This is a genomic window from Streptomyces yerevanensis, from assembly GCF_000716805.1.
In the GTDB taxonomy this organism is placed as follows: Bacteria; Actinomycetota; Actinomycetes; order Streptomycetales; family Streptomycetaceae; genus Streptomyces; species Streptomyces flaveus.
This window is the reverse complement of the sequence record NZ_JNWJ01000035.1, coordinates 54,018-75,474: the sequence shown is the minus strand read 5'-3', so window position 1 is coordinate 75,474 and position 21,457 is coordinate 54,018. Positions and strand designations below refer to the sequence as shown.

Annotated in this window: 19 protein-coding genes; 2 read left to right on the top strand and 17 right to left on the bottom strand. The window is 68.9% G+C overall.

Features of this window, described 5'->3' with window-relative positions; all coding sequences use genetic code 11:
* Nucleotides 1-14 precede the first annotated feature (14 nt).
* From ruvX to OP79_RS31025, 9 genes are all read right to left on the bottom strand, one after another.
* Complete coding sequence (gene ruvX / locus OP79_RS31065) at nucleotides 15-479, bottom strand: Holliday junction resolvase RuvX (protein WP_051745053.1); 465 nt, start codon at nucleotides 477-479, stop codon at nucleotides 15-17.
* Nucleotides 480-496: 17 nt separating this feature from the next.
* Nucleotides 497-3,169, bottom strand: a complete 2,673-nt coding sequence (gene alaS, locus OP79_RS31060) for an alanine--tRNA ligase (protein WP_033324935.1) — start codon at nucleotides 3,167-3,169, stop codon at nucleotides 497-499.
* Nucleotides 3,169-3,519, bottom strand: a complete 351-nt coding sequence (locus OP79_RS31055) for a DUF6167 family protein (RefSeq protein ID WP_033324934.1) — start codon at nucleotides 3,517-3,519, stop codon at nucleotides 3,169-3,171. The genes alaS and OP79_RS31055 overlap by 1 nt, the downstream gene beginning before the upstream one ends.
* Before the next feature lie 7 nt (nucleotides 3,520-3,526).
* Nucleotides 3,527-3,988 carry a DUF948 domain-containing protein gene (locus OP79_RS31050; protein WP_033324933.1) on the bottom strand — a complete coding sequence of 154 codons (462 nt, stop codon included), beginning with the start codon at nucleotides 3,986-3,988 and terminating at the stop codon, nucleotides 3,527-3,529.
* 216 nt (nucleotides 3,989-4,204) lie between these two features.
* Nucleotides 4,205-4,819, bottom strand: a complete 615-nt coding sequence (rpsD, locus tag OP79_RS31045; RefSeq protein WP_033324931.1) for a 30S ribosomal protein S4 — start codon at nucleotides 4,817-4,819, stop codon at nucleotides 4,205-4,207.
* Between the two features lie 344 nt (nucleotides 4,820-5,163).
* The gene (locus OP79_RS31040; RefSeq protein ID WP_033324957.1) at nucleotides 5,164-6,519 is read right to left on the bottom strand and encodes a replication-associated recombination protein A; all 1,356 of its coding nucleotides are present in this window, start codon (nucleotides 6,517-6,519) and stop codon (nucleotides 5,164-5,166) included.
* A gap of 70 nt (nucleotides 6,520-6,589) precedes the next feature.
* Nucleotides 6,590-7,231: a vitamin K epoxide reductase family protein gene (locus tag OP79_RS31035; RefSeq protein WP_033324929.1), complete on the bottom strand. Its 642-nt coding sequence runs from the start codon at nucleotides 7,229-7,231 to the stop codon at nucleotides 6,590-6,592.
* Between the two features lie 218 nt (nucleotides 7,232-7,449).
* The gene (hisS, locus tag OP79_RS31030; RefSeq protein WP_033324927.1) at nucleotides 7,450-8,712 is read right to left on the bottom strand and encodes a histidine--tRNA ligase; all 1,263 of its coding nucleotides are present in this window, start codon (nucleotides 8,710-8,712) and stop codon (nucleotides 7,450-7,452) included.
* Between the two features lie 13 nt (nucleotides 8,713-8,725).
* Nucleotides 8,726-9,439 (bottom strand): MBL fold metallo-hydrolase, encoded by a 714-nt coding sequence (locus OP79_RS31025; protein WP_033324925.1) that lies wholly within the window; start codon nucleotides 9,437-9,439, stop codon nucleotides 8,726-8,728.
* A gap of 167 nt (nucleotides 9,440-9,606) precedes the next feature.
* Between OP79_RS31025 and OP79_RS31020 the strand changes: the two genes are divergently transcribed.
* Nucleotides 9,607-10,452, top strand: a complete 846-nt coding sequence (locus OP79_RS31020) for a peptidylprolyl isomerase (protein ID WP_033324923.1) — start codon at nucleotides 9,607-9,609, stop codon at nucleotides 10,450-10,452.
* 134 nt (nucleotides 10,453-10,586) lie between these two features.
* Nucleotides 10,587-11,816 (top strand): DUF349 domain-containing protein, encoded by a 1,230-nt coding sequence (locus OP79_RS31015; protein ID WP_033324922.1) that lies wholly within the window; start codon nucleotides 10,587-10,589, stop codon nucleotides 11,814-11,816.
* Nucleotides 11,817-11,908: 92 nt separating this feature from the next.
* On the opposite strand, the gene OP79_RS31010 is transcribed toward OP79_RS31015, so the two are convergent.
* From OP79_RS31010 to ruvC, 8 genes are all read right to left on the bottom strand, one after another.
* Nucleotides 11,909-14,491: a RelA/SpoT family protein gene (locus tag OP79_RS31010; protein WP_033324920.1), complete on the bottom strand. Its 2,583-nt coding sequence runs from the start codon at nucleotides 14,489-14,491 to the stop codon at nucleotides 11,909-11,911.
* A gap of 229 nt (nucleotides 14,492-14,720) precedes the next feature.
* The gene (locus OP79_RS31005; protein WP_033324919.1) at nucleotides 14,721-15,269 is read right to left on the bottom strand and encodes an adenine phosphoribosyltransferase; all 549 of its coding nucleotides are present in this window, start codon (nucleotides 15,267-15,269) and stop codon (nucleotides 14,721-14,723) included.
* Entirely contained in the window at nucleotides 15,266-16,393 is a 1,128-nt protein-coding gene (secF, locus tag OP79_RS31000; protein WP_033324918.1) for a protein translocase subunit SecF, read from the bottom strand. The genes OP79_RS31005 and secF overlap by 4 nt, the downstream gene beginning before the upstream one ends.
* Nucleotide 16,394: 1 nt before the next feature.
* Nucleotides 16,395-18,149 (bottom strand): protein translocase subunit SecD, encoded by a 1,755-nt coding sequence (gene secD, locus OP79_RS30995; protein WP_033324917.1) that lies wholly within the window; start codon nucleotides 18,147-18,149, stop codon nucleotides 16,395-16,397.
* Nucleotides 18,150-18,290: 141 nt separating this feature from the next.
* Nucleotides 18,291-18,776 (bottom strand): preprotein translocase subunit YajC, encoded by a 486-nt coding sequence (gene yajC / locus OP79_RS30990; RefSeq protein ID WP_033324916.1) that lies wholly within the window; start codon nucleotides 18,774-18,776, stop codon nucleotides 18,291-18,293.
* Nucleotides 18,777-18,942: 166 nt separating this feature from the next.
* On the bottom strand, nucleotides 18,943-20,013 hold the full coding sequence (gene ruvB / locus OP79_RS30985) for a Holliday junction branch migration DNA helicase RuvB (protein WP_033324915.1): 1,071 nt from the start codon (nucleotides 20,011-20,013) through the stop codon (nucleotides 18,943-18,945).
* Between the two features lie 60 nt (nucleotides 20,014-20,073).
* Complete coding sequence (gene ruvA, locus OP79_RS30980; RefSeq protein ID WP_033324914.1) at nucleotides 20,074-20,685, bottom strand: Holliday junction branch migration protein RuvA; 612 nt, start codon at nucleotides 20,683-20,685, stop codon at nucleotides 20,074-20,076.
* A complete protein-coding gene (gene ruvC / locus OP79_RS30975) occupies nucleotides 20,682-21,260 on the bottom strand; it encodes a crossover junction endodeoxyribonuclease RuvC (protein WP_051745052.1) in 579 nt (192 codons plus the stop codon). The genes ruvA and ruvC overlap by 4 nt, the downstream gene beginning before the upstream one ends.
* Nucleotides 21,261-21,457 lie beyond the last annotated feature (197 nt).

Genomic DNA, 21,457 nt, shown 5'->3' with positions numbered 1-21,457 from the left:
TTACCGTACCGCGATCAGATGACCACTTCGACGCCATCGCCCGGAGCTTTACCTGACACCCGTTCGGACTCCAACGCCTGCTGCAGGATGATGACGGCGGCGGCCTGGTCGATGACCGACCTGCCCTTCTTGGACTTCACGCCCGAGGCGCGCAGGCCCTGACTGGCCGTGACTGTGGTCATCCTCTCGTCCACGAGTCTCACCGGAACCGGGGCGACCATGCGGGCCAATTCCTCGGCGAAGGCACGGACCTTGACCGCGGCCGGGCCCTCGCCCCCCTTGAGGGAGCGAGGGAGGCCGACGACGATCTCGATCGGCTCGTACTCCTCGACCAGCTGCCTCAACCGCCGCTGGGCGGCCGGGACATCGCGGCCCGGGACGGTTTCCACCGGGGTGGCGAGGATCCCGTCGGGGTCGCACGAGGCGACCCCGATCCGGGCGTCCCCGACATCGATGGCGAGCCGGCGTCCGGGGCGCATGACGCGTTCGTCTCCGCTCACTTGGCCGTCTCGGCCACAAGGCGCTCGACGGCCTCGACGGCCTCGCCGATGGCGGCCGGGTTCTGGCCGCCGCCCTGGGCGAGGTCGGGCTTGCCGCCACCGCCGCCGCCGAGGGTCTTGGCGGCCGTACGGACCAGGTCGCCGGCCTTGAGGCCGCGCTCGCGGGCGGCCTCGTTGGTGGCGATGACCGTCAGCGGCTTGCCGCCCACCGTGGTGAACAGGGCGACAACAGCGGCCCGTCCGCCCTGAATACGGCCGCGCACATCGAGGACCAGCTTGCGCAGGTCGTCGGCGCCCGTGCCGTCCGGGACCTGGCCGGTGACGAGAGCGACACCGCGTACGTCCTTGGCCCCCTGGGCGAGACCGGCGGCGGCCTGGAGGACCTTCTCCGCCCGGAACTTCTCGATCTCCTTCTCGGCGTCCTTCAGCTTGCCGAGCATGGCGGAGACCTTCTCGGGCAGCTCCTCGGGACGGCCCTTGATCAGCTCCTGGAGCTGGGCGACGACCGTGTGCTCGCGGGCCAGGAAGTTGTAGGCGTCGACACCCACCAGGGCCTCGATACGGCGTACGCCCGAGCCGATGGACGACTCGCCGAGCAGCTTCACCAGGCCCAGCTGGGCGGTGTTGTGGACGTGCGTACCGCCACACAGCTCCTTGGAGAAGTCGCCGATGGTGACGACTCGTACGCGGTCGCCGTACTTCTCGCCGAACTCGGCGATGGCGCCCTGCTTCTTGGCCTCGTCGATGCTCAGGATCTCGGCGTGGACGTCCAGGTCGCGGGCGAGTACTTCGTTGATCTTCTGCTCGACGTCGGTCATCACGGCCGTCGGTACGGCGGACGGGGAGCCGAAGTCGAAGCGGAAGCGGCCGGGCTGGTTCTCGGAACCGGCCTGGGCGGCCGTCGGGCCGAGGCTGTCGCGCAGGGCCTGGTGCGTGAGGTGCGTGGCCGAGTGGGCGCGGGCGATGGCCTTGCGGCGGCGTACGTCGATGACGGCCTGGGCGGAGGCGCCGACGGTGACCTCGCCGACCTGGACGACGCCCTTGTGGACGTACACACCCGGGACCGGCTTCTGGCAGTCGCGGACCTCGATGACGGCTCCGGTATCCACCTTGATGCGCCCGGTGTCGCCGATCTGGCCGCCGCCCTCGGCGTAGAAGGGGGTGCGGTCGAGGACGATCTCGACCTCGTCGCCCTCGGTGGCGGCCGGGGACGAGACGCCGTCGACGAGGATGCCGACGACCTTCGACTCGCCCTCGGTGTGGGTGTAGCCGATGAAGTCGGTCTCGCCCGAGTTGTCGGCGATCTCGCGGTAGGCGCCCAGGTCGGCGTGGCCGGTCTTCTTGGCCTTGGCGTCGGCCTTGGCGCGCTCCCGCTGCTCCTTCATCAGGCGCCGGAAACCGTCCTCGTCCACCGAAAGGCCCTGCTCGGCGGCCATTTCGAGGGTGAGGTCGATCGGGAAGCCCCAGGTGTCGTGCAGCAGGAAGGCCTTGTCGCCGGCGAGGACCGTGCCACCCGTGGCCTTGGTCTCCGTGACGGCGGTGTCGAGGATGTTCGTGCCGGCCTTCAGGGTCTTGAGGAAGGCGGCCTCCTCGGCGAGGGCGACCGTCTCGATGCGCCGACGGTCGGTGATGAGCTCCGGGTACTGCTGACCCATCACCTCGATCACGACATCGATCAGGTCCTGGACGACGGGCCCCGTGGCGCCGAGGAGGCGCATGTTGCGGATGGCGCGGCGCATGATGCGGCGCAGCACATAGCCGCGGCCCTCGTTGCCGGGCGTGACGCCGTCGCCGATGAGCATCACGGACGTGCGGATGTGGTCGGTGACCACGCGCAGGGACACGTCGGAGTCATGGGCGTCGCCGTAGCGGACGCCGGTCAGCTCGGTGGCCTTGTCGATGACGGCCATGGAGGTGTCGATCTCGTACATGTTCTGCACGCCCTGCAGAATCATGGCGAGCCGCTCGAAGCCGAGGCCGGTGTCGATGTTCTTGGCGGGCAGGTCACCGAGGATCGGGAAGTCCTCCTTGCCGGAGCCCTCGCCGCGCTCGTACTGCATGAAGACCAGGTTCCAGATCTCCACGTACCGCTCGTCGTTGACGGCCGGGCCGCCCTCTTCGCCGAACTCCGGACCGCGGTCGTAGTTGATCTCGGAACACGGTCCGCACGGGCCCGGAACGCCCATGGACCAGAAGTTGGGGCCCATGCCCAGACGCTGGATGCGCTCGGAGGGCACGCCGATGACATCGCGCCAGATGCGCTCGGCCTCGTCGTCCTCCTTGTAGACGGTGATCCAGAGCTTCTCCGGCTCCAGTCCGTAACCACCCTTGTCCTGGGGCGAAGTGAGCAGCTCCCAGGCGTACTTGATGGCGCCTTCCTTGAAGTAGTCCCCGAAGGAGAAGTTGCCGCACATCTGGAAGAAGGTGCCGTGGCGGGTGGTCTTGCCGACCTCTTCGATGTCGGGGGTGCGCACGCACTTCTGCACGCTGGTGGCGCGCGCGTAGGGCGGCTTGACCTCACCCAGGAAGTACGGCTTGAAGGGCACCATGCCCGCGTTGACCAGGAGCAGAGTCGGGTCGTCCGCGATGAGCGACGCCGAAGGGACGACGGTGTGCCCGCGCTCCTCGAAGAAGCTCAGCCAGCGGCGGCGAATCTCAGCCGACTCCATCAGTGGTCCTCATTCCGGTTGTACGAGTACGTCGACCGCTCGACGTACGTCGGGTTCTTGCTGTACTTCGGGTGGTTGCTGTTCTCCAGGGCGGCGACGTGCCGCGGGGAGGGGAGCTCGGGGTTCGCGTTCAGCCCCAGGGCCTCGTCGAGTTCGGCCTCGCGCTGGGCCATGCCGTCGCGGACGTCGAGCGCGAAGTCCTTGAGGCGGTGACCCGCTTCGATGGCCTTGCCCGCGGCCTGGTTCGCGAGACTCTCGGGCGTCAGCTGCTTGAGCTTGCGGTTGACCTTGGTGGTGGCCCAAACCCCGGCGGCTGCGCCGGCGGTGAACCAGAACGTACGGCGGAACATCGCTGCGTCAGTCCTTCTTACCCCGGTTGTTCCGGCTGTTCCGCTTCTCCCGCCGCGTGGACGAGACGGTGCGGCCCACGATCACGGTACGGCGCTCGCGCTCCGACTTGGCGGGCGCGTCCTCACGTCGGCCGCCGATGGCCCTGCGTACGCCGTAGCCGAAGGCCGCCACCTTGACCAGCGGGCCGCCGAAGGTGGAGGCGACGGTCGTGGAGAGCGCCGACGCGTTCGACGTGACTTCCTGGACGTCGGAGGCGATGGCGTCGACCCGGTCGATCTGGGTCTGCGCGGAGCGCACCGCGGCGGAGGCGTCTGCCAGGAGCGGGACAGCCTGGTCGGTCACGTCCGCGACGAGCTTGGTGGTCGCCCTGAGCGTCTGGGCCAGCCTCGCGAGCGCCACCGCGAGGAAGGAGACCAGGATCGCCCAGAAGACGGCCACCAGGATCCCGGCCACCTCTCCACCGGACACTGCGCACCCGCTCCCTGGTTTTCGTGCCTGAACATCGAAAAAGTCGTCTCCCGAGCCTATCGCGCCGGGGATCCCGCTCCGTACCGGATTACGGCTCCGCACCGTATTACGGCCCGGCCGTCGGCGGATGTGCGAAAGCCCGCCGCCTCGCCCGCCGGGAGGGGCGGGGAGACAGCGGGCCGACGCACAGATGGTGCTACATCCGCTGGGAAGTGATCAGCGGGCGTAGTACTCGACGACGAGCTGCTCGTCGCAGATCACCGGGATCTCCTTGCGGTTCGGCTCACGGTCCAGGCGGAAGGCCAGGGCGCGGAGGTTCACCTGGAGGTAGCGCGGGGTCTCGCCGTCGGGGGCGAAGCCACCCTCGCGGGCCACCTCGAACAGCGGCTTCTGGCGGCTGCGCTCGCGGACCATCACGACGTCGTCGGGCTTGACGCGGAAGGACGGCTTGTCGACCTTGTGGCCGTTGACCTCGATGTGGCCGTGGGTGACCATCTGGCGGGCCTGGTAGATCGTGCGGGCGATGCCCGAACGCAGGACCAGCGCGTCGAGACGGCGCTCGAGCTCGATGACCAGAGCCTCACCGGTCTTGCCCTGCGTCTTGGCGGCACGCTCGTAGGCGCGGACGAGCTGGCGCTCGGACACGTCGTACTGCGCGCGCAGGCGCTGCTTCTCGAGCAGACGGACCTTGTAGTCCGAGTTCTGCTTACGGCCGCGGCCGTGCTCGCCCGGCGGGTAGGGGCGAGCCTCGAAGTACTTGACAGCCTTCGGGGTCAGCGCGATGCCGAGGGCACGCGACTTCTTGACCTTGGGGCGGGACTGGTTCGCCATGAACCAAACACCTCGTGTTTCTGATGCGAATACGGCTTCACCAGGGTTAGGGGAGGTCGCATCCGCAGCCTGGGAAACCCTGCGGGCCCTTGACGGACCTGCTGGGCAGCCGCTCCCTGGTCTGGGCACATACGTGCAGCACGCGAGTGGCCCACCGACCGCTCCGGGATACCGGGTGGTGGTGGGCTGCCCGCGACACCGTTCGACGGTGCGCGACGCTCCTGGATCCCTCTCTGCCTTTCAGCGAAAGGGTTCCGGCTGGATGTCCCGTTCTGGTGGTGCCGACACTCTCGTTAAAGAGGCCGGACACGGGACGCAGCGCTGTGGAGGAGTCTACAGGGGGCTCAGGGCTGCTTCCGCCCGAGGTGCTTCCTGGTCCACTCCACCGCGTCCGCATAGCGCGCCTCGGCGCCGTGCCGGGTCGGGGTGTAGTACTTCCGGTCCTTGAGTGCGTCCGGGGCGTACTGCTGGGGGGCGATTCCCTCGGGCAGGTCGTGCGGATACACGTACCCCTGAGCGTGCCCGAGCTTGGCCGCGCCCTTGTAGTGCCCGTCGCGCAGGTGCGGTGGCACGGGGCCCGCATGGCCTTTTCGTACGTCCTCCATGGCGGCGCCTATCGCCATCGTCGCGGCGTTCGACTTGGGGGCCAGCGCGAGGGCGATGGTGGCGTGGCTGAGGGTGAGTGCGGCTTCGGGGAAGCCGATCATGGCGACGGCCTGGGCGGCGGCTACGGCTATGGGCAGCGCGTTCGGATCGGCGAGGCCGATGTCCTCGCTGGCGGAGATCATCAGTCGGCGGGCGATGAAGCGGGGGTCTTCGCCGGCCTCGATCATCCGGGCCAGGTAGTGCAGCGCGGCGTCCACGTCCGAGCCGCGGATGGACTTGATCAGGGCGCTCGCCACGTCGTAGTGCTGGTCTCCGTCGCGGTCGTACTTCACGGCGGCGCGGTCGACGGTCTCCTCCAGGGTCTGGAGGGTCACGTCCGTCTCTCCCTTGTCGAGCGCGGAGCCGGCCGCGGCCTCCAGGGCGGTCAGGGCGCGGCGGGCGTCACCGCCGGCGATCCGCAGCAGGTGTTCCTCGGTGTCCTCGGGGAGGGTGACGGCGTCCTTCAGGCCGCGCTCGTCGGTCAGCGCGCGCTTGATGAGACCGCGCAGGTCGTCGTCCGTGAGCGGTTCGAGGGTGAGGAGCAGGGAGCGGGAGAGAAGCGGGGAGATCACCGAGAAGTACGGATTCTCGGTGGTCGCGGCGATCAGCGTCACCCAGCGGTTCTCGACGGCCGGGAGCAGGGAGTCCTGCTGGGCCTTGCTGAAGCGGTGGATCTCGTCCAGGAAGAGGACGGTCTCCTTGCCGTAGCCTCCGGTGGCGCGGCGGGCGCCCTCGATGACCGCGCGCACTTCCTTGACGCCTGCGGTGATCGCGGAGAGCTCCACGAAGCGCTTGTTGGTGGCCTTGGAGACGACGTACGCGAGAGTCGTCTTGCCGGTGCCGGGCGGGCCCCAGAGGATCACGGAGGAGGGTCCGGCGGGACCGGAGGCGCCCTCGCCGACCAGTCTGCGCAGGGGCGAGCCGGGCTTCAACAGGTGCTGCTGGCCCACGACTTCGTCCAGGGTGCGCGGGCGCATCCGTACGGCCAGGGGGCTGCTGGACGGGTCCTTCTCCTGGCGTTCTTCTGCTGCGGCGGTGAACAGGTCGGGCTCCACGGTCAAAACCCTATGTCACGCCACTGACAACGCCCGGGCCGCGGTCAGCCGGTCCGTCCGACTGGCCCGGTCAGCTGGTCCAGAAGTCCCACCAGCGGGTCAGGATCAGCATGCCGATGATCCCGATGTGCAGCACGGGCAGCACCCAGGCGAACTCGCCGAGGAAGCCCTTCAGCCAGCCGGGCGCGGGCAGGAACCCGTGCCGGACGTTGAACGCGGTCACGGTCCAGAACATGACGATCGTGGCGACCCAGGCCAGACTGCACCACAGGCACAACGAGTTGATGTTGTAGAGCGACTGGTACATGAGCCAGGTGCAGAAGCCGACGCCGAAGAGCGTGCCCGCGTTGAAGGTCAGCCAGTACCAGCGCGGGAACGTGGCCCGGCCCAGCAGGCTCATGCCGACGCCGATCACGATGGCGTAAGTGACCAGGCCCAGCATCGGGTTGGGGAACCCGAAGGCCGAGGCCTGGTCGCTCTTCATGATGTTGCCGCAGGAGACGACCGGGTTCAGGCTGCAGCCCGGGGTGAAGTTCGGGTCCTCCAGGAGCTTGAACTTGTCGATCGTGATGACCCAGGAGGCCAGCAGCCCGGCCGCGCCCGTGATCACCAGCAGGAGGGCGAGCGCGCGGCTCCCGCCCACCGAGCGTGGCGGGCCCTCGGCACGTGCCTGGTCGACTGAGACGCCTTCCCTGACTGTCGTCTTGCTCATCACGCCGTTTCCGTAGCTTGAGGGGGGTCGACGGGCACGGTCATTGTGCCGCACGCGCGCGCGTATCCACCGTTCGCTGGACATAAGGAGGTACGCACGGCCGTCCCGGAACGTTCGCTTCTGCGGGACGTTCGGTCGCGTGACAGCACAGAAATGGCCGGACGAATCCGCGTGCGCCGAGTTGACGGCGCACGCGGTAGAAGGCGGGTGGCAGGGCCTCAGCCCAGCCGCGCCTCCAGTTCCGCCACGATCTCGTTCACCCCGACGGCCTCCTGCTCCCCGGACTCCATGTCCTTGAGCTGGACGACGCCCTCGGAGAGGTCGCGCTCGCCGGCGACGATGGTGTACCGCGCTCCGCTCCGGTTCGCGCTCTTCATCGCCCCCTTGAGGCCCTTCCCGCCGTACGAGAAGTCCGCCGCGACCCCGACCTTGCGCAGCTCGGTGACCACCCCGAAGAGCAACCGCCGGGCCTCTTCGCCGAGCGGCACCGCGAACACGCTGGTGGATGCGGGCAGTTGGAGCTCGACACCCTCCGCCTCCAGGGCAAGGACCGTACGGTCGACGCCCAACGCCCAGCCGACCGATGGCAGCGCGGGCCCGCCGATCATCTCGGAGAGGCCGTCGTAACGGCCGCCGCCGCCCACCGCGGACTGCGAGCCCAGACCGTCGTGCACGAACTCGAAGGTCGTCCGCGTGTAGTAGTCCAGGCCACGCACCAGCTTCGGATCGTCCTCGAAGGAGACTCCGGCGGCCGTGATCAGCTCACGGACCTCTTCGTGGTACGCCTTGCACGCGTCGCAGAGGTAGTCACGGAGCAGCGGGGCGCCCACCAGCTGCTTCTGGACCGCGTCGCGCTTGTCGTCGAGCACCCGGAGGGGGTTGATCTCGGCGCGGCGGAGGGTGTCCTCGTCCAGGTCCAAGCCCCGCAGGAAGTCCTGCAGGGCGGCCCGGTAGACGGGGCGGCACTCCTTGTCGCCCAGGCTGTTGAGCAGGATACGGAAGTTGCGCAGGCCCAGCGAGCGGTACGCCTGGTCGGCCAGGATGATCAACTCGGCGTCCAGCGCCGGGTCTTCGGCCCCGATCGCCTCGGCGCCGACCTGGGAGAAGTGGCGGTAGCGGCCTGCTTGAGGCTGCTCGTAGCGGTAGTACGAGCCCGAGTACCAAAGTTTGACCGGGAGGTTGCCCTGCCGGTGGAGGTTCGCCTCCAGCGCGGCGCGGAGCACGGACGCGGTGCCCTCGGGCCGAAGCGCGAGCTTGTCGCCGCCCTTGGTCTCGAAGGCGTACATCTCCTTGGTCACGATGTCCGTGGACTCGCCGACGCCTCGCGCGAACAACTCGACGTTCTCGAAGCCGGGCGTCTCGATATAGCCGTAGCCGGAGTTGCGCAGCGGCACGGCGATCGCCTCGCGCACCGCGAGGAACTTCGCGGAACGGGGCGGGATGAGGTCGTACGTGCCCTTGGGGGCCTGAAAGGTGCTCACGGGAAGTCTCTCGTCACATTCCTCGTCGGGGAGGGGTGCTCGAACCCTCTCCCAGGCCGGCCGCCACCTGCCGCAGATACGGATTGGTGGCGCGCTCCTGGCCGATGGTCGTCTGGGGGCCGTGACCGGACAGCACCACGGTCGAGTCGTCGAGCGGCAGGCACACGCGGGCCAGCGAGTCGAGCATCTCGGTCATGTCACCGCCGGGCAGGTCGGTGCGTCCGATGGAGCCGGCGAACAGCAGGTCTCCCGAGAAGAAGATCGGCGGGATGTCCGCCGCCTCGGGCAGCCCGAAGGTCACCGACCCCTTCGTATGGCCCGGCGCATGCGCGACGGACAGCTCCAGACCGGCCAGCTCCAGCTTCGCGCCGTCGGTCAGCTCCTTGACGTCATCCGGCTCCCCCACGGTCAGCTCGCCCATGAGCGGCATCCCGATGGAACGGCCGAGACCCATCGACGGGTCCGTCATCATGTACCGGTCCTCGGGGTGGATCCACGCCGGTACACCGTGCGCGCCGCACACCGGGACGACCGAGGCCACGTGGTCGATGTGGCCGTGTGTGAGGACGACGGCGACAGGCTTGAGCCGATGCTTCTTCAGCGTTTCCTCGACTCCCTCGGCGGCCTGGTGGCCCGGGTCGATGATCACGCACTCCTCGCCTGCGGCGGGGGCGACCAGATAACAGTTGGTGCCCCAGGCCCCGGCGGGGAACCCGGCAATGAGCACGATCGTCCTTCGGTATGTCGTACAGGGGCGGTTGGCTGTGGGCCAGAGCCTACCGGCGCTGCCGGAACCACAGCGAACCCATATACGGTACGGGGCACACGCAGGCGGTCGGCTCACAAGACGCACGCGTCCCACCTGACGTACGAGACGCATGAGGAGAGAACCCGGTGGTCAGCCAGGAACAGCGGCGGCGTCAGCTCGCCCGGGAGAAGTTCTTGCGGCAGCAGCAGCGGCGTACGGCCGCGCGGCGCAAGGCACGTGTCCGCAACGCCTCCATCGCGTCGGCGCTCAGTGTGATCCTGGTGCTGGTCGTGGTCGCGACCACGACGGATGCCCTCAAGGGCGACGACACGAAGGACAACGCGAACGCGGAGGTGACCCCGAGCGCCTCCCCCAGCAAGGCGCCGGACCCCTGCGAGAAGCCCGCCGCGGGCAAGGTGAAGCCGCTCAGCTACAAGAAGGAGCCGGCTATGACCATCGACAAGTCGGCGGACTACACGATGAAGCTTGAGACGACCTGCGGCACGATGGACATCAAGATGCCGGCCTCGAAGGCCCCGCGTACGGTGAACTCGTTCAACTTCCTGGTGGGCAAGGGCTATCTGGACCACACCAAGTGCCATCGGCTCGTCCCCGAGGGCATCTACGTGCTCCAGTGCGGAGACCCCAAGGGTGACGGCACGGGCGGTCCCGGTTACACCATTCCGGACGAGAACCTGAAGGACGAGCGCCTGAAGGGGAACGTGTATCCGGCAGGCACGGTGGCCATGGCCAACCAGTACAACGCGCAGACGAAGAAGGGCCGCGACTCCGGTGGCAGCCAGTTCTTCCTCGTGTACCAGGACAGCCAGCTGCCGCCCGACTACACACCGTTCGGAACGATCTCCAAGGAGGGCATGAAGGTCCTGAAGAAGATCTCGGACGCCGGCGCCCAGCCCGTGGACCCCACGACCGGCAACACCGCACCGAATGCGACGGTCGTGATCAACAAGGCGACCGTGACGAAATCCTGATCGCCAGGTGCGGAATTTCGGTCGCGCGGTATGCGGACAGCCGCCCCGCCGGTCGCCTATGTTGGCCGTGACGAAACTGTGGACGATGCCGGGGGTACAGCCACCCTACGCAGGCATCATGTGGAGGAGGCGCTGTGAGCAGCGACCCGTGGGGCCGCGTCGACGAGACGGGCACCGTGTACGTGCGTACGGCCGATGGCGAGCAGGTCGTCGGTTCCTGGCAGGCCGGCTCTCCTGACGAGGCACTGGCCTACTTCGAGCGCAAGTACGAGGGCCTGGTTGTGGAGATCGGCCTCCTCGAGCGACGAGTGAAGACCACCGACCTGTCGGCGAAGGACGCCATGGCGGCCATCGACCATATCCGGGAGCAGGTCGACGCCCATCACGTGGTCGGTGACCTGGACGCGTTGCGGACCCGGCTGGACAAGCTGGTCAAGACGGTCGAGGCGCGCCGCGAGGAGCGCAAGGCCCAGCGGGCGAAGCAGTCCGACGAGGCGCGGCATGCCAAGGAGGCCTTGGTCACCGAGGCGGAGCAGCTGGCGCAGTCCGACCAGTGGCGGGCAGCCGGTGAGCGGCTGCGGGCCCTGGTGGACACCTGGAAGGGGCTGCCGCGGCTCGACCGCAAGTCGGACGACGAGCTGTGGCACCGCTTCTCGCACGCCCGCTCGGCGTTCTCCAAGCGTCGCAAGGCGCACTTCGCGCAGCTGGACGCGCAGCGCGAGGAGGCCCGTAAGACCAAGGAGCGGCTGGTCGCCGAGGCCGAGGCCCTTTCGGGGTCGACCGACTGGGGTCCGACGGCCGCGCGCTACCGCGAGCTGATGTCCGAGTGGAAGGCCGCGGGCCGCGCCCAGCGCGAGCACGAGGACGACCTGTGGAACCGCTTCCGCGGCGCCCAGGACGTCTTCTTCGCGGCCCGCAGCTCGGTCTTCGCCGAGCGGGACGCGGAGCAGGCGGAGAACCTCAAGCTCAAGGAGGAGCTGGCCCAGGAGGCCGAGAAGATCCTCCCGGTGACGGATCTGAAGGCCGCCCGCGCCGCCTTCCGCGCCATCAACGAGCGCTGGGAGGCCATCGGCCATGTGCCGCGCGACGCCCGCCCGAAGGTCGAGGGCCGGATGCACGCGGTGGAGCGGGCCATCCAGGAGTCCGAGGAGACGGAGTGGCGCCGGACGAACCCGGAGGCACGCGCGCGTGCCGAGGGTCTGACCGGTCAGCTCCAGGCCGCCGTGGACAAGCTCCAGGGCCAGATCGAAGCGGCACGCGCCGCGGGCAACAACGCCAAGGCCGACAAGCTCCAGAGGGAGCTCGAAGGCCGTCAGGCGCTGCTGGACCAGGCGCTGAAGGGGCTGCAGGAGTTCGGCGGCTGAGTTTATCCCGCAGTTTTCCAGCTACTACGTAGAAGGGGCTTCCGTGCGCAACGTACGGAAGCCCCTTCTACGTAGTAGCAGCGCAGCGGTCGTTACGGCCTGCGCGCCGACGTCACCCGGTACACGTCGTACACGCCCTCGACTCCCCTGACCGCCTTCAGGACGTGGCCCAGGTGCTTGGGGTCGCCCATCTCGAACGTGAAGCGGGAGGTGGCGACGCGGTCGCGGGAGGTCTGGACGGCCGCGGAGAGGATGTTGACGTGCTGGTCCGAGAGGACGCGCGTGACGTCCGAGAGGAGGCGTGAGCGGTCCAGGGCCTCGACCTGGATGGCGACCAGGAACACCGAGGACTGGGTGGGCGCCCACTCGACCTCGAGGATGCGCTCGGGCTCGCGGGACAGGGAGTCGACGTTGACGCAGTCGGTGCGGTGAACCGATACACCACTGCCGCGCGTGACGAAGCCCATGATGGGGTCGCCGGGGACGGGCGTACAGCATCGGGCCAGCTTGACCCACACATCGTCGACACCCTTGACCACGACGCCCGGGTCGGCGCTGGAGCGGCGTTTGCGGCTGCGCCCGCGCGCGGGCGGCACACTCTCGTCGATCTCCTCGGTGGCGGCCTCCTCGCCGCCGAGCGCCTGGACCAGCTTCTGCACGACGTTCTGCGCGGACACATGGCTCTCGCCGATCGCCGCGTACAGAGCGGAGATGTCGGGGTAGCGCATCTCATGGGCGAGCGTGACCAGGGAGTCGCCGGTGAGGATGCGCTGGATCGGCAGGTTCTGCTTGCGCATGGCGCGGACGATGGCGTCCTTGCCGTGCTCGATGGCCTCGTCGCGGCGCTCCTTGGAGAACCAGGCGCGGATCTTGTTGCGGGCCCGCGGTGACTTCACGAAGCCGAGCCAGTCGCGGGAGGGGCCCGCACCGGCCGCCTTGGAGGTGAAGACCTCCACCAAGTCGCCGTTGTCCAGGGTCGATTCGAGCGGTACGAGGCGGCCGTTGACCCGCGCCCCGATGGTCCGGTGGCCGACCTCCGTGTGGACCGCGTACGCGAAGTCCACGGGTGTCGCCCCCGCCGGAAGCGCTATGACGTCGCCCTTCGGCGTGAAGACGAAGACCTCGTTGCGGGACAGGTCGAAGCGCAGGGACTCCAGGAACTCGCTGGGGTCCTCGGTCTCCTTCTGCCAGTCGAGCAGCTGGCGCAGCCACGCCATGTCGTTGACGCCGTCCTTGTCCCTGCTCAGGGCCTTGGGCGCGTCCGTGCGCACCTTGGAGGTGCCGGCGGAGGGCTCCTGCTTGTACTTCCAGTGCGCGGCGATGCCGTACTCGGCGCGGCGGTGCATGTCGAACGTACGGATCTGGAGTTCGACGGGCTTGCCGTTCGGACCGATCACCGTCGTGTGCAGCGACTGGTACATGTTGAACTTGGGCATCGCGATGTAGTCCTTGAACCGGCCGGGGACCGGGTTCCATCGCGCGTGCACGGTGCCGAGGGCGGCGTAACAGTCCCTGACGGTGTCGACGAGGACGCGGATGCCCACCAGGTCGTAGATCTCCGCGAAGTCACGGCCGCGGACGATCATCTTCTGGTAGACGCTGTAGTAGTGCTTCGGGCGCCCGGTGACGGTCGCCTTGATGCGGGCGGCGCGCAGGTCGGACTGGACCTCGTCGGTCACTATGGCGAGGTACTCGTCGCGCTTGGGGGCGCGCTCGGCGACGAGGCGGACGATCTCGTCGTACATCTTGGGGTAGAGGATCGCGAAGGCGAGGTCCTCCAGCTCCCACTTGATGGTGTTCATGCCCAGGCGGTGGGCGAGCGGCGCGTAGATCTCGAGAGTCTCGCGCGCTTTCTTCTCCTGCTTCTCGCGCTTGAGGTAGCGCATGGTGCGCATGTTGTGCAGGCGGTCGGCGAGCTTGATGACCAGGACGCGGGGGTCCTTGGCCATGGCGACGACCATCTTGCGTACGGTCTCGGCCTGGGCCGCCTCGCCGAACTTGACCTTGTCCAGCTTGGTGACGCCGTCGACGAGGAGAGCGACCTGGTCGCCGAAGTCGCGGCGCAGCTGCTCAAGGCCGTACTCGGTGTCCTCGACGGTGTCGTGCAGGAGGCCGGCCATCAGCGTGGCCGGGTCCATGCCGAGCTCGGCGAGGATGGTGGTGACGGCGAGCGGGTGTGTGATGTACGGGTCGCCGCTCTTGCGCTTCTGACCGCGGTGCCAGCGCTCGGCGACCTGGTAGGCCTTCTCGACCTGGCGGAGCGTGGAGGTCTCGATCTTCGGGTCGTTGCTGCGCACTATCCGCAGCAGGGGCTCCAGGACCGGGTTGTACGGGTTGGAGCGCTGGACGCCGAGGCGGGCCAGACGGGCGCGTACGCGATTGGAGGAGCCGCCGGAGCGGGCGGGCTGGCCGGACGCGGGGCGCACCGCGGGAGCGGTCGAGGGCGCGGGTGCGGGCTTGGGTCGCTCGCGCTCGGGAGGAGCCGGCTGAGGGCGCGACTGCTCGGCCGCTTTGCCGCTGGAGGCGGGCTGGGCATGCGCGACCGGCCCGCCGGTGTCGCTGTTCGCGTTCTTCGCGGGCGCGGCCGCGGTGCCCGTCATCGAGTCGGGCTTGGCGGCTGGGGGTGCCCCCAGGTGTTCAGCCCTGGGAGTCAGTGGCTGGGCCTCGTCTGCCAAGAGGGCTCCTCGTGCGCGATCCGGGTCCCCCGGTCAGGCTCCGGAGATCCCATGGTAGCGATCCCGGGCTCCGGACTCGCCTTCGCCCGGTGAGACGGCCTTGTACAGGAGAAACACGGGAGGCGGGCACCGGATTCCTCCGGGCCCGCCTCCGCGGTGTCCTACGAGTGTCCCAGGCCTTGCGTACACCTTGCCTCAGGGTGGGCCCAGGCGTCGCTCGTACCGTCGCTCAGACCGTGAGGAGCGCCTCCAACGGGGCGCCCGCGAGCGCCGGTTCCAGCCTGCCCCGGCCACCGAGGAAGCCGAGCTCCATGAGGACGGCCACGCCGGCCACCTCGGCGCCGGCCCGGCGGATCAGCTGGAGCGAGGCCTCGGCGGTGCCGCCGGTGGCGAGGACGTCGTCGACGACCATGACGCGGTCGCCCGCGGCCAGGTCCTCGGCGTGCACCTCGATCTCGGCCGAGCCGTACTCCAGCTCGTACGCCTGGCTGAGCGTCGCCCCGGGGAGCTTGCCGGCCTTGCGGACGGGGATGAAGCCGAGCCCGGCGCGGACCGCTACGGGGGCGCCGAGGATGAAGCCACGGGCCTCCAGGCCGACGATCTTCGTGGCGCCGCTGCGGACGCTGATCTCGGCGAGCGCGTCGGTGAGTGCCGTGAACGCCGCCGGGTCGGCCAGGAGCGGGGTGATGTCCTTGAACATCACGCCCGGCTCCGGATAGTCGGCCACGTCCCGGATCCGGCTGAGGAGCAGCTCCGAGATGTCCGTCAGCTCGCTCATCGGCGCTTCCCGGAAGGTCGGCCGCGGCCCCGGTTGCGGGACGACGGCTGGGACCGCTGGCTGCGCGGCGGCCCGACGACCGCGGGAGTCGCGTCCTCCGGCTCCTCGTCATACGGCTCGTCGACGGCCTCGGCCTCCTGGGGCTCGCTCTGCGAGGCGGCCGAGGCGCGCTTGGCGAGTACGCGCTTTTTGAGCGCCTTCATCTGCGGCTCACGCTCCTTGAGGTCGGCGACGAGCGGCGTGGCGATGAAGATCGAGGAGTACGCACCGGCCGCGAGGCCCACGAACAGCGACAGCGAGATGTCGTTGAGCATGCCCGCGCCGAGTACGCCGCCGCCGATGAACAGCAGTCCGGCGACCGGGAGCAGCGCGACCACCGTGGTGTTGATCGAGCGCACCAGGGTGCTGTTGATCGAGCGGTTGGCGACCTCGCTGTAGGTCCAGCGGGTCTGTTTGGTGAGCTCCTTCGTCTGTTCCTTGAGGCTGTCGAAGACAACGACTGTGTCGTACAGCGAATAACCGAGGATCGTCAGCAGACCGATCACGGTGCCTGGTGTGACTTCGAAGCCGACGAGGGCGTAGATGCCGACCGTGATGGTGATGTCGTGGATGAGGGCGACAAACGCTGCGAGCGCCATGCGCCACTCGAAGGCGATCGCCAGATAGATCACCACCAGGACCAGGAAGATCCCCAGGCCTTGCCAGGCCTTGTTGGCGATCTGGTCACCCCAGCTGGGTCCGACGAGTTCGGCGCTGATCCTCTCCGGGTCGAGGTTCATGTCCTGGGCGAGCTCAGACTTGACCTGGTCGGACGTGTTCGTGTCCAAACCGGCGACCTGGATGCGCAGCCCGCCGCTGCCGAGGCCCTGCACGATCGCGTCGTGGCCGGCTGCCTCCTCCGCGTAATCCTCGGCCTGCGATGCCGAGACGCTGGTCTTCGGAGTGGTGAAGACGGCGCCGCCCTCGAACTCGATGCCCATGTTCAAGCCGCGTACCGCCAGGCCGACGATGGCCGTGATGGTGATCAGGATCGAGACGCCGTACCAGAACATGCGCTTGCCGACGAAGTCGTAACCGACCTCACCGCGGTAGAGACGGGCGCCGAGGTTGCCGAGCTTCGACATCTCACGCCTCCTTCGGGTCGACGGGAGCGGATACGCGGCGGGAGCGGCGCAGCGGTGGCTTGGCGCCGAGGCGCTTCGGGTCCAGGCCGGACCAGCTGTGACCGTTCGCGAAGAACTTCTTGCGGGCGAGGATCGTCATCAGCGGCTTGGTGAAGAAGAAGACCACGACCACGTCCAGGACGGTGGTCAGACCCAGCGTGAACGCGAAGCCCTGGACCTTGCCGACGGTGACGATGAAGAGCACCGCGGCGGCGAGGAACGACACGAAGTCGGACACCAGGATGGTGCGCCGGGCGCGTGGCCAGCCCCGTTCGACGGCGGGCCGCAGCGTACGGCCCTCGCGGACTTCGTCACGGATGCGTTCGAAGAACACGATGAACGAGTCCGCCGTGATGCCGATCGCGACGATCGCACCGCAGACCGCGGGCAGGTTCAGCGCGAAGCCGATGGCCGGGCCGAGCAGCGACATGATCACATACGTCATGACCGCCGAGACCAGCAGTGAGGCGATGGCGATCAGGGACAGACCGCGGTAGTAGAGCAGCAGGTAGATGATGACCAGGGCGAGGCCGATGGCGCCGGCGATCAGACCGGCCTCCAGCTGGTCGCCGCCGAGCGCGGCGTCGACCGTGGTGACGCTCGCCTCCTTGAAGGTGATCGGGAGGGCGCCGTAGGACAGGACGTTCGCCAGGTCCTCGGCGGACTGCTGGGTGAAGCCACCGGAGATCTGGGCGGATCCGCCGGTGATCGCCGAGTTGACCGACGGAGCCGAGACGATCTCGCCGTCGAGCACGATGGCGAACTGGTTCTGCGGCGGTGCCTGGCCGACCAGCCTGCCGGTGACCGCGGCGAACTGATCCGAACCCTTGTCGTCGAACTTCATCTGGACGATCCAGCCCTCGCCGGTCGTCGTCGCGAACACGGCGCTGGCGTCCTCGACCCGCTCGCCGTTCACGGCGACCGGGCCGAGCGCGTACTTGTACTGCGAATCCGGATCGCAGGCGACGATGGTTTCGGAGTCCTCGGCCTGGGCGGCCTTCTCGCTCGCCGCCGCACGGCCCTTCGCCGTGGAACAGTTCAGCGCGTCCAGCTGCTTCTGCACATCGGCGGCAGCGGCCTCGCCGGAGGGGTCGGCCGGCGGGGAGGCGCTGTCGCTGGGCGTCGCGGAGGGCGTCGGGTCCGCCTTCTTCGCGCCGTCCTTCGCGGCGAGGCCCTCCGTCACGGCACGACCCTGGGTGGTGGCGGTGGCGGAGGGGGTCGGCGAGGGAGACTTCCCGGAGGCCGAAGGCGACGCGGAGTTCCCGGAGGGGCTGGGCGACGGGGAAGCGCCGGGGTCCGTCGCACTGCCCGTCGGCGCCCCGGTCAGAACCGGACGGAAGTAGAGCTTGGCGGTGGTACCGACCTGCTCCCGGGCCTGCGCCGAGTTCGTGCCCTTGGGGATGTTGACGATGATGTTCTTGTCGCCCTGGGTCTGGACCTCCGCCTCGGAGACGCCCAGGCCGTTGACGCGACGCTCCATGATGCCGACCGCGGTCTTCATGTTGGTCGGGTTGATCGCGTTCTTCTGACCTGGCTCGTTCTGTGCCTCGAGCGTGATGCTCGTGCCGCCGGCGAGGTCGATACCGAGGCGCGGCGTCGTGTGCCCGGAGGCGAACATGCCACCGGTGAGCGCCACGATCGCGATCAGCATCAGGGCCAGAGTGCGACCCGGCCTCCCCTGGGCGCTCTGCTTTCGGCCCTTCTTAGGTGCTGCCACCTTGTCGTTCTCCCTCGTTGTCCGCCCGGCGACGGGGCACCTGCGCGGACGGCCAATAAATGGTGTCGAGATTCCGCGCGAAACAACATGACCCGGGGACCGCGGTGCGCGAGCGGCGCATTCCGCGGTCCCCGGTCATGACTACTTCGCGTCGGACTCGCCGTCGGACTTCTTCAGCTCTGCGTCATCAGCCTTTTTCGGCTCCTCGTCGGCGGTCTCTTCGGCCGCTTCCTTCTTGCCGAGGTCGATGGGCTGGTCGTCGGAAGAGTCGGCGGGCTCGTCGGTCTCGGTGAGGGAGGAGGCGTCGTCCGGGACGACGGCTTCGTCGGTCTTCAGGTCGTGCTCGATGCCGTGGACGATGCGGTTGTACTCGTCGTCGCTGAGGACGGCACCGATGGCGTTCTTGGCGAAGAGCAGGTCGACGCCCGGGCCTGCGTCAAGGAGGACCGTGTCCTCGTTGACCTCCTTCACCGTCGCGTACATGCCGCCGATCGTGCGGACGCCGGAGCCCGGCTGCATGTCGTTGCGCATCTGCGCAGCGGCTTGCTGCTTCTTCTTGGCCGACCGGGTCATCAGGAACATGGCCCCGATGAGCACGATGAACGGGAGGAGGGTCACGAGACTCACGGGTCGGAACTTCCTTCATTCGACCGCGATGCTGAGCGGCCTGATGGATGGGGGTATATGTGCGCCGCCGACAAAGGCGGCATCGGCGGAGTCTAAGCGAGTCCGCACTCAAGGAACAACGCCCAGCATTGCACCGTGGTTCCTGGTCCGGCGAGTACACGCCCCCTCACGCCCCGAACAGGTCCTGTTGTCCGTTTCCACCAGCGGAAGGGCCGGGCCGGGTGAGGCCGAAATGCGCCCATGCGGCCGGTGTGGCGACGCGACCGCGAGGAGTGCGGGCCAGCAGTCCCTCGCGTACGAGGAAGGGCTCGGCGACCTCCTCGACCGTCTCGCGCTCCTCCCCCACAGCCACGGCGAGCGTCGACAGGCCGACCGGTCCGCCGCCGAACAGCTTGAGCAGGGCTTCGAGGACGGCGCGGTCGAGGCGATCGAGTCCTCGGTCGTCCACCTCGTACACGGCGAGGGCCGCCTTGGCGATGTCCCGGGTGATGACGCCGTCGGCCTTGACCTGGGCGTAGTCGCGTACACGGCGCAGCAGGCGGTTGGCGATACGGGGCGTGCCCCGGGAACGGCCGGCGATCTCGGCGGCTCCCTCGGCACCGATCTCGACGTCGAGCAGGTGCGCGGAGCGGTGGATGACACGCTCCAGCTCGGCGGGCTCGTAGAACTCCATGTGCGCGGTGAAGCCGAAGCGGTCGCGCAGCGGGGGCGGCAGCAGTCCCGCACGCGTGGTGGCGCCGACCAGCGTGAAGGGCGGAAGTTCGAGCGGGATGGCGGTGGCGCCGGGGCCCTTGCCGACGATGACGTCGACGCGGTAGTCCTCCATCGCCATGTAGAGCATCTCCTCGGCGGGCCGGGACATGCGGTGGATCTCGTCGAGGAAGAGCACCTCGCCCTCCTGGAGGGAGGAGAGGATCGCGGCGAGGTCGCCGGCGTGCTGGATGGCAGGGCCGCTGGTGATGCGGATCGGGGCTTCCATCTCGGCGGCGATGATCATCGAGAGGGTGGTCTTGCCGAGGCCGGGGGCTCCGGAGAGCAGGACGTGGTCGGCGGTGGCGCCACGCGCGCGTGCCGCGCGCAGGACGAGGTCGAGCTGCTCGCGGACCTTCTCCTGGCCGATGAACTCGTCCAGGTCCTTGGGACGCAGAGCGGCCTCGACGGCCTGGTCCTCACGATCGGCGGACGCACCGACGAGACGCTCGGCGGCGCTCTCGTCGGTCGGGTCGTCCCAGTTCATTACGTGTGCCTCGGTCTCGTTGTTCGTACGGGCGGCGTGCCTCTTCGCGGAACTCGCTTGCTAACGCGCTCTGTTGAGGGTCTGCAGAGCGGCCTTGAGCAACTGGCCCACCTGGGGCGCGCCTTCGGACGCCTCCGCCTGGGGCGCGACGGCCGAGACCGCCTCCTCGGCCTCCCGCGTCGCGTACCCGAGTCCGATGAGCGCGGCGTGCAACTGCTCGCGCCAGCCTGCGGAGACGGCCGTGCCGATTGCCGGGCCGCCCGTGCCGAGGGGTTCGCCGAGGCGGTCCTTGAGTTCCAGGAGGAGCTTTTGGGCGCCCTTCTTGCCGATGCCCGGGACAGCCATGAGCGCCTTCTCGTCACCGGTGGAGATCGCTCGGCGCAGGGCGTCGGGACTGTGCACGGCGAGCATCGCCTGGGCCAGCCGCGGGCCGACTCCACTCGCGGTCTGCAGCAGTTCGAAGGTCTGCCGCTCGTCGTCGTCCACGAAGCCGTACAGGGTCAGCGAGTCCTCCCGTACGACGAGAGACGTGGCGAGCTTCGCCTGCTTTCCCAAGCGGAGCCCGGAGAGCGTGCCTGGTGTGCAGTGAACGGAGATGCCGATGCCGCCCACTTCGACCACCGCGGAGTCGGGGGCGAGGGCGGCGACCGGGCCGCTGACGAAGGCGATCATCGGGGGGCCTTTCGGGCGAGTGACTGAGCCTGTTGCCGGGCCAGTTGAGCCCGGGCCTGGGCCTCGCGGGCCTGGGCGTGAGCCTGTTGGAGGCGGTTGGTGGCCGGGGCGCGCCAGATGTGGCAGATAGCGAGCGCGAGGGCGTCGGCGGCGTCGGCGGGCTTCGGGGGTGCGTCGAGCCGGAGCAGCCGCGTGACCATGGCGCCGACCTGGGCCTTGCCGGCCCGGCCGCTGCCGGTCACGGCCGCCTTGACCTCGCTGGGTGTGTGCAGGGCGACGGGCAGTCCGCGGCGGGACGCGCAGAGCATGGCGACGGCGCTGGCCTGGGCGGTGCCCATGACCGTACGTACGTTGTGCTGGCTGAACACCCGCTCCACAGCGACGTATTCGGGCCGGTGCTCGTCGATCCACTCCTCGATGCCCTGCTCGATGGCGACGAGACGGTGGCCGACATCGGCGTCCGAGGGCGTCCGTACGACCCCGACGCCGAGCATCGTCAAGGGGCGCCCGGCGACGCCTTCGACGACACCGATGCCGCATCGGGTCAGCCCCGGGTCCACACCCAGTACCCGCATCGAGCCCCACTCCTCCTTGCGGCTAAACCGCCGCCGCTCTCGCGTACCTGGTTGAGCACCATCGGGGTTCCTCAATTGATGGTTGCGGTCCGTGGATGGCGATCTTTGATTGACGCCAGGCTAACCGCTGCCACCGACAACGGCGGCGGGCCGGCAGGGGGCATGTCCCCTGCCGGCCCGCCGAAAACCGCGGCAGC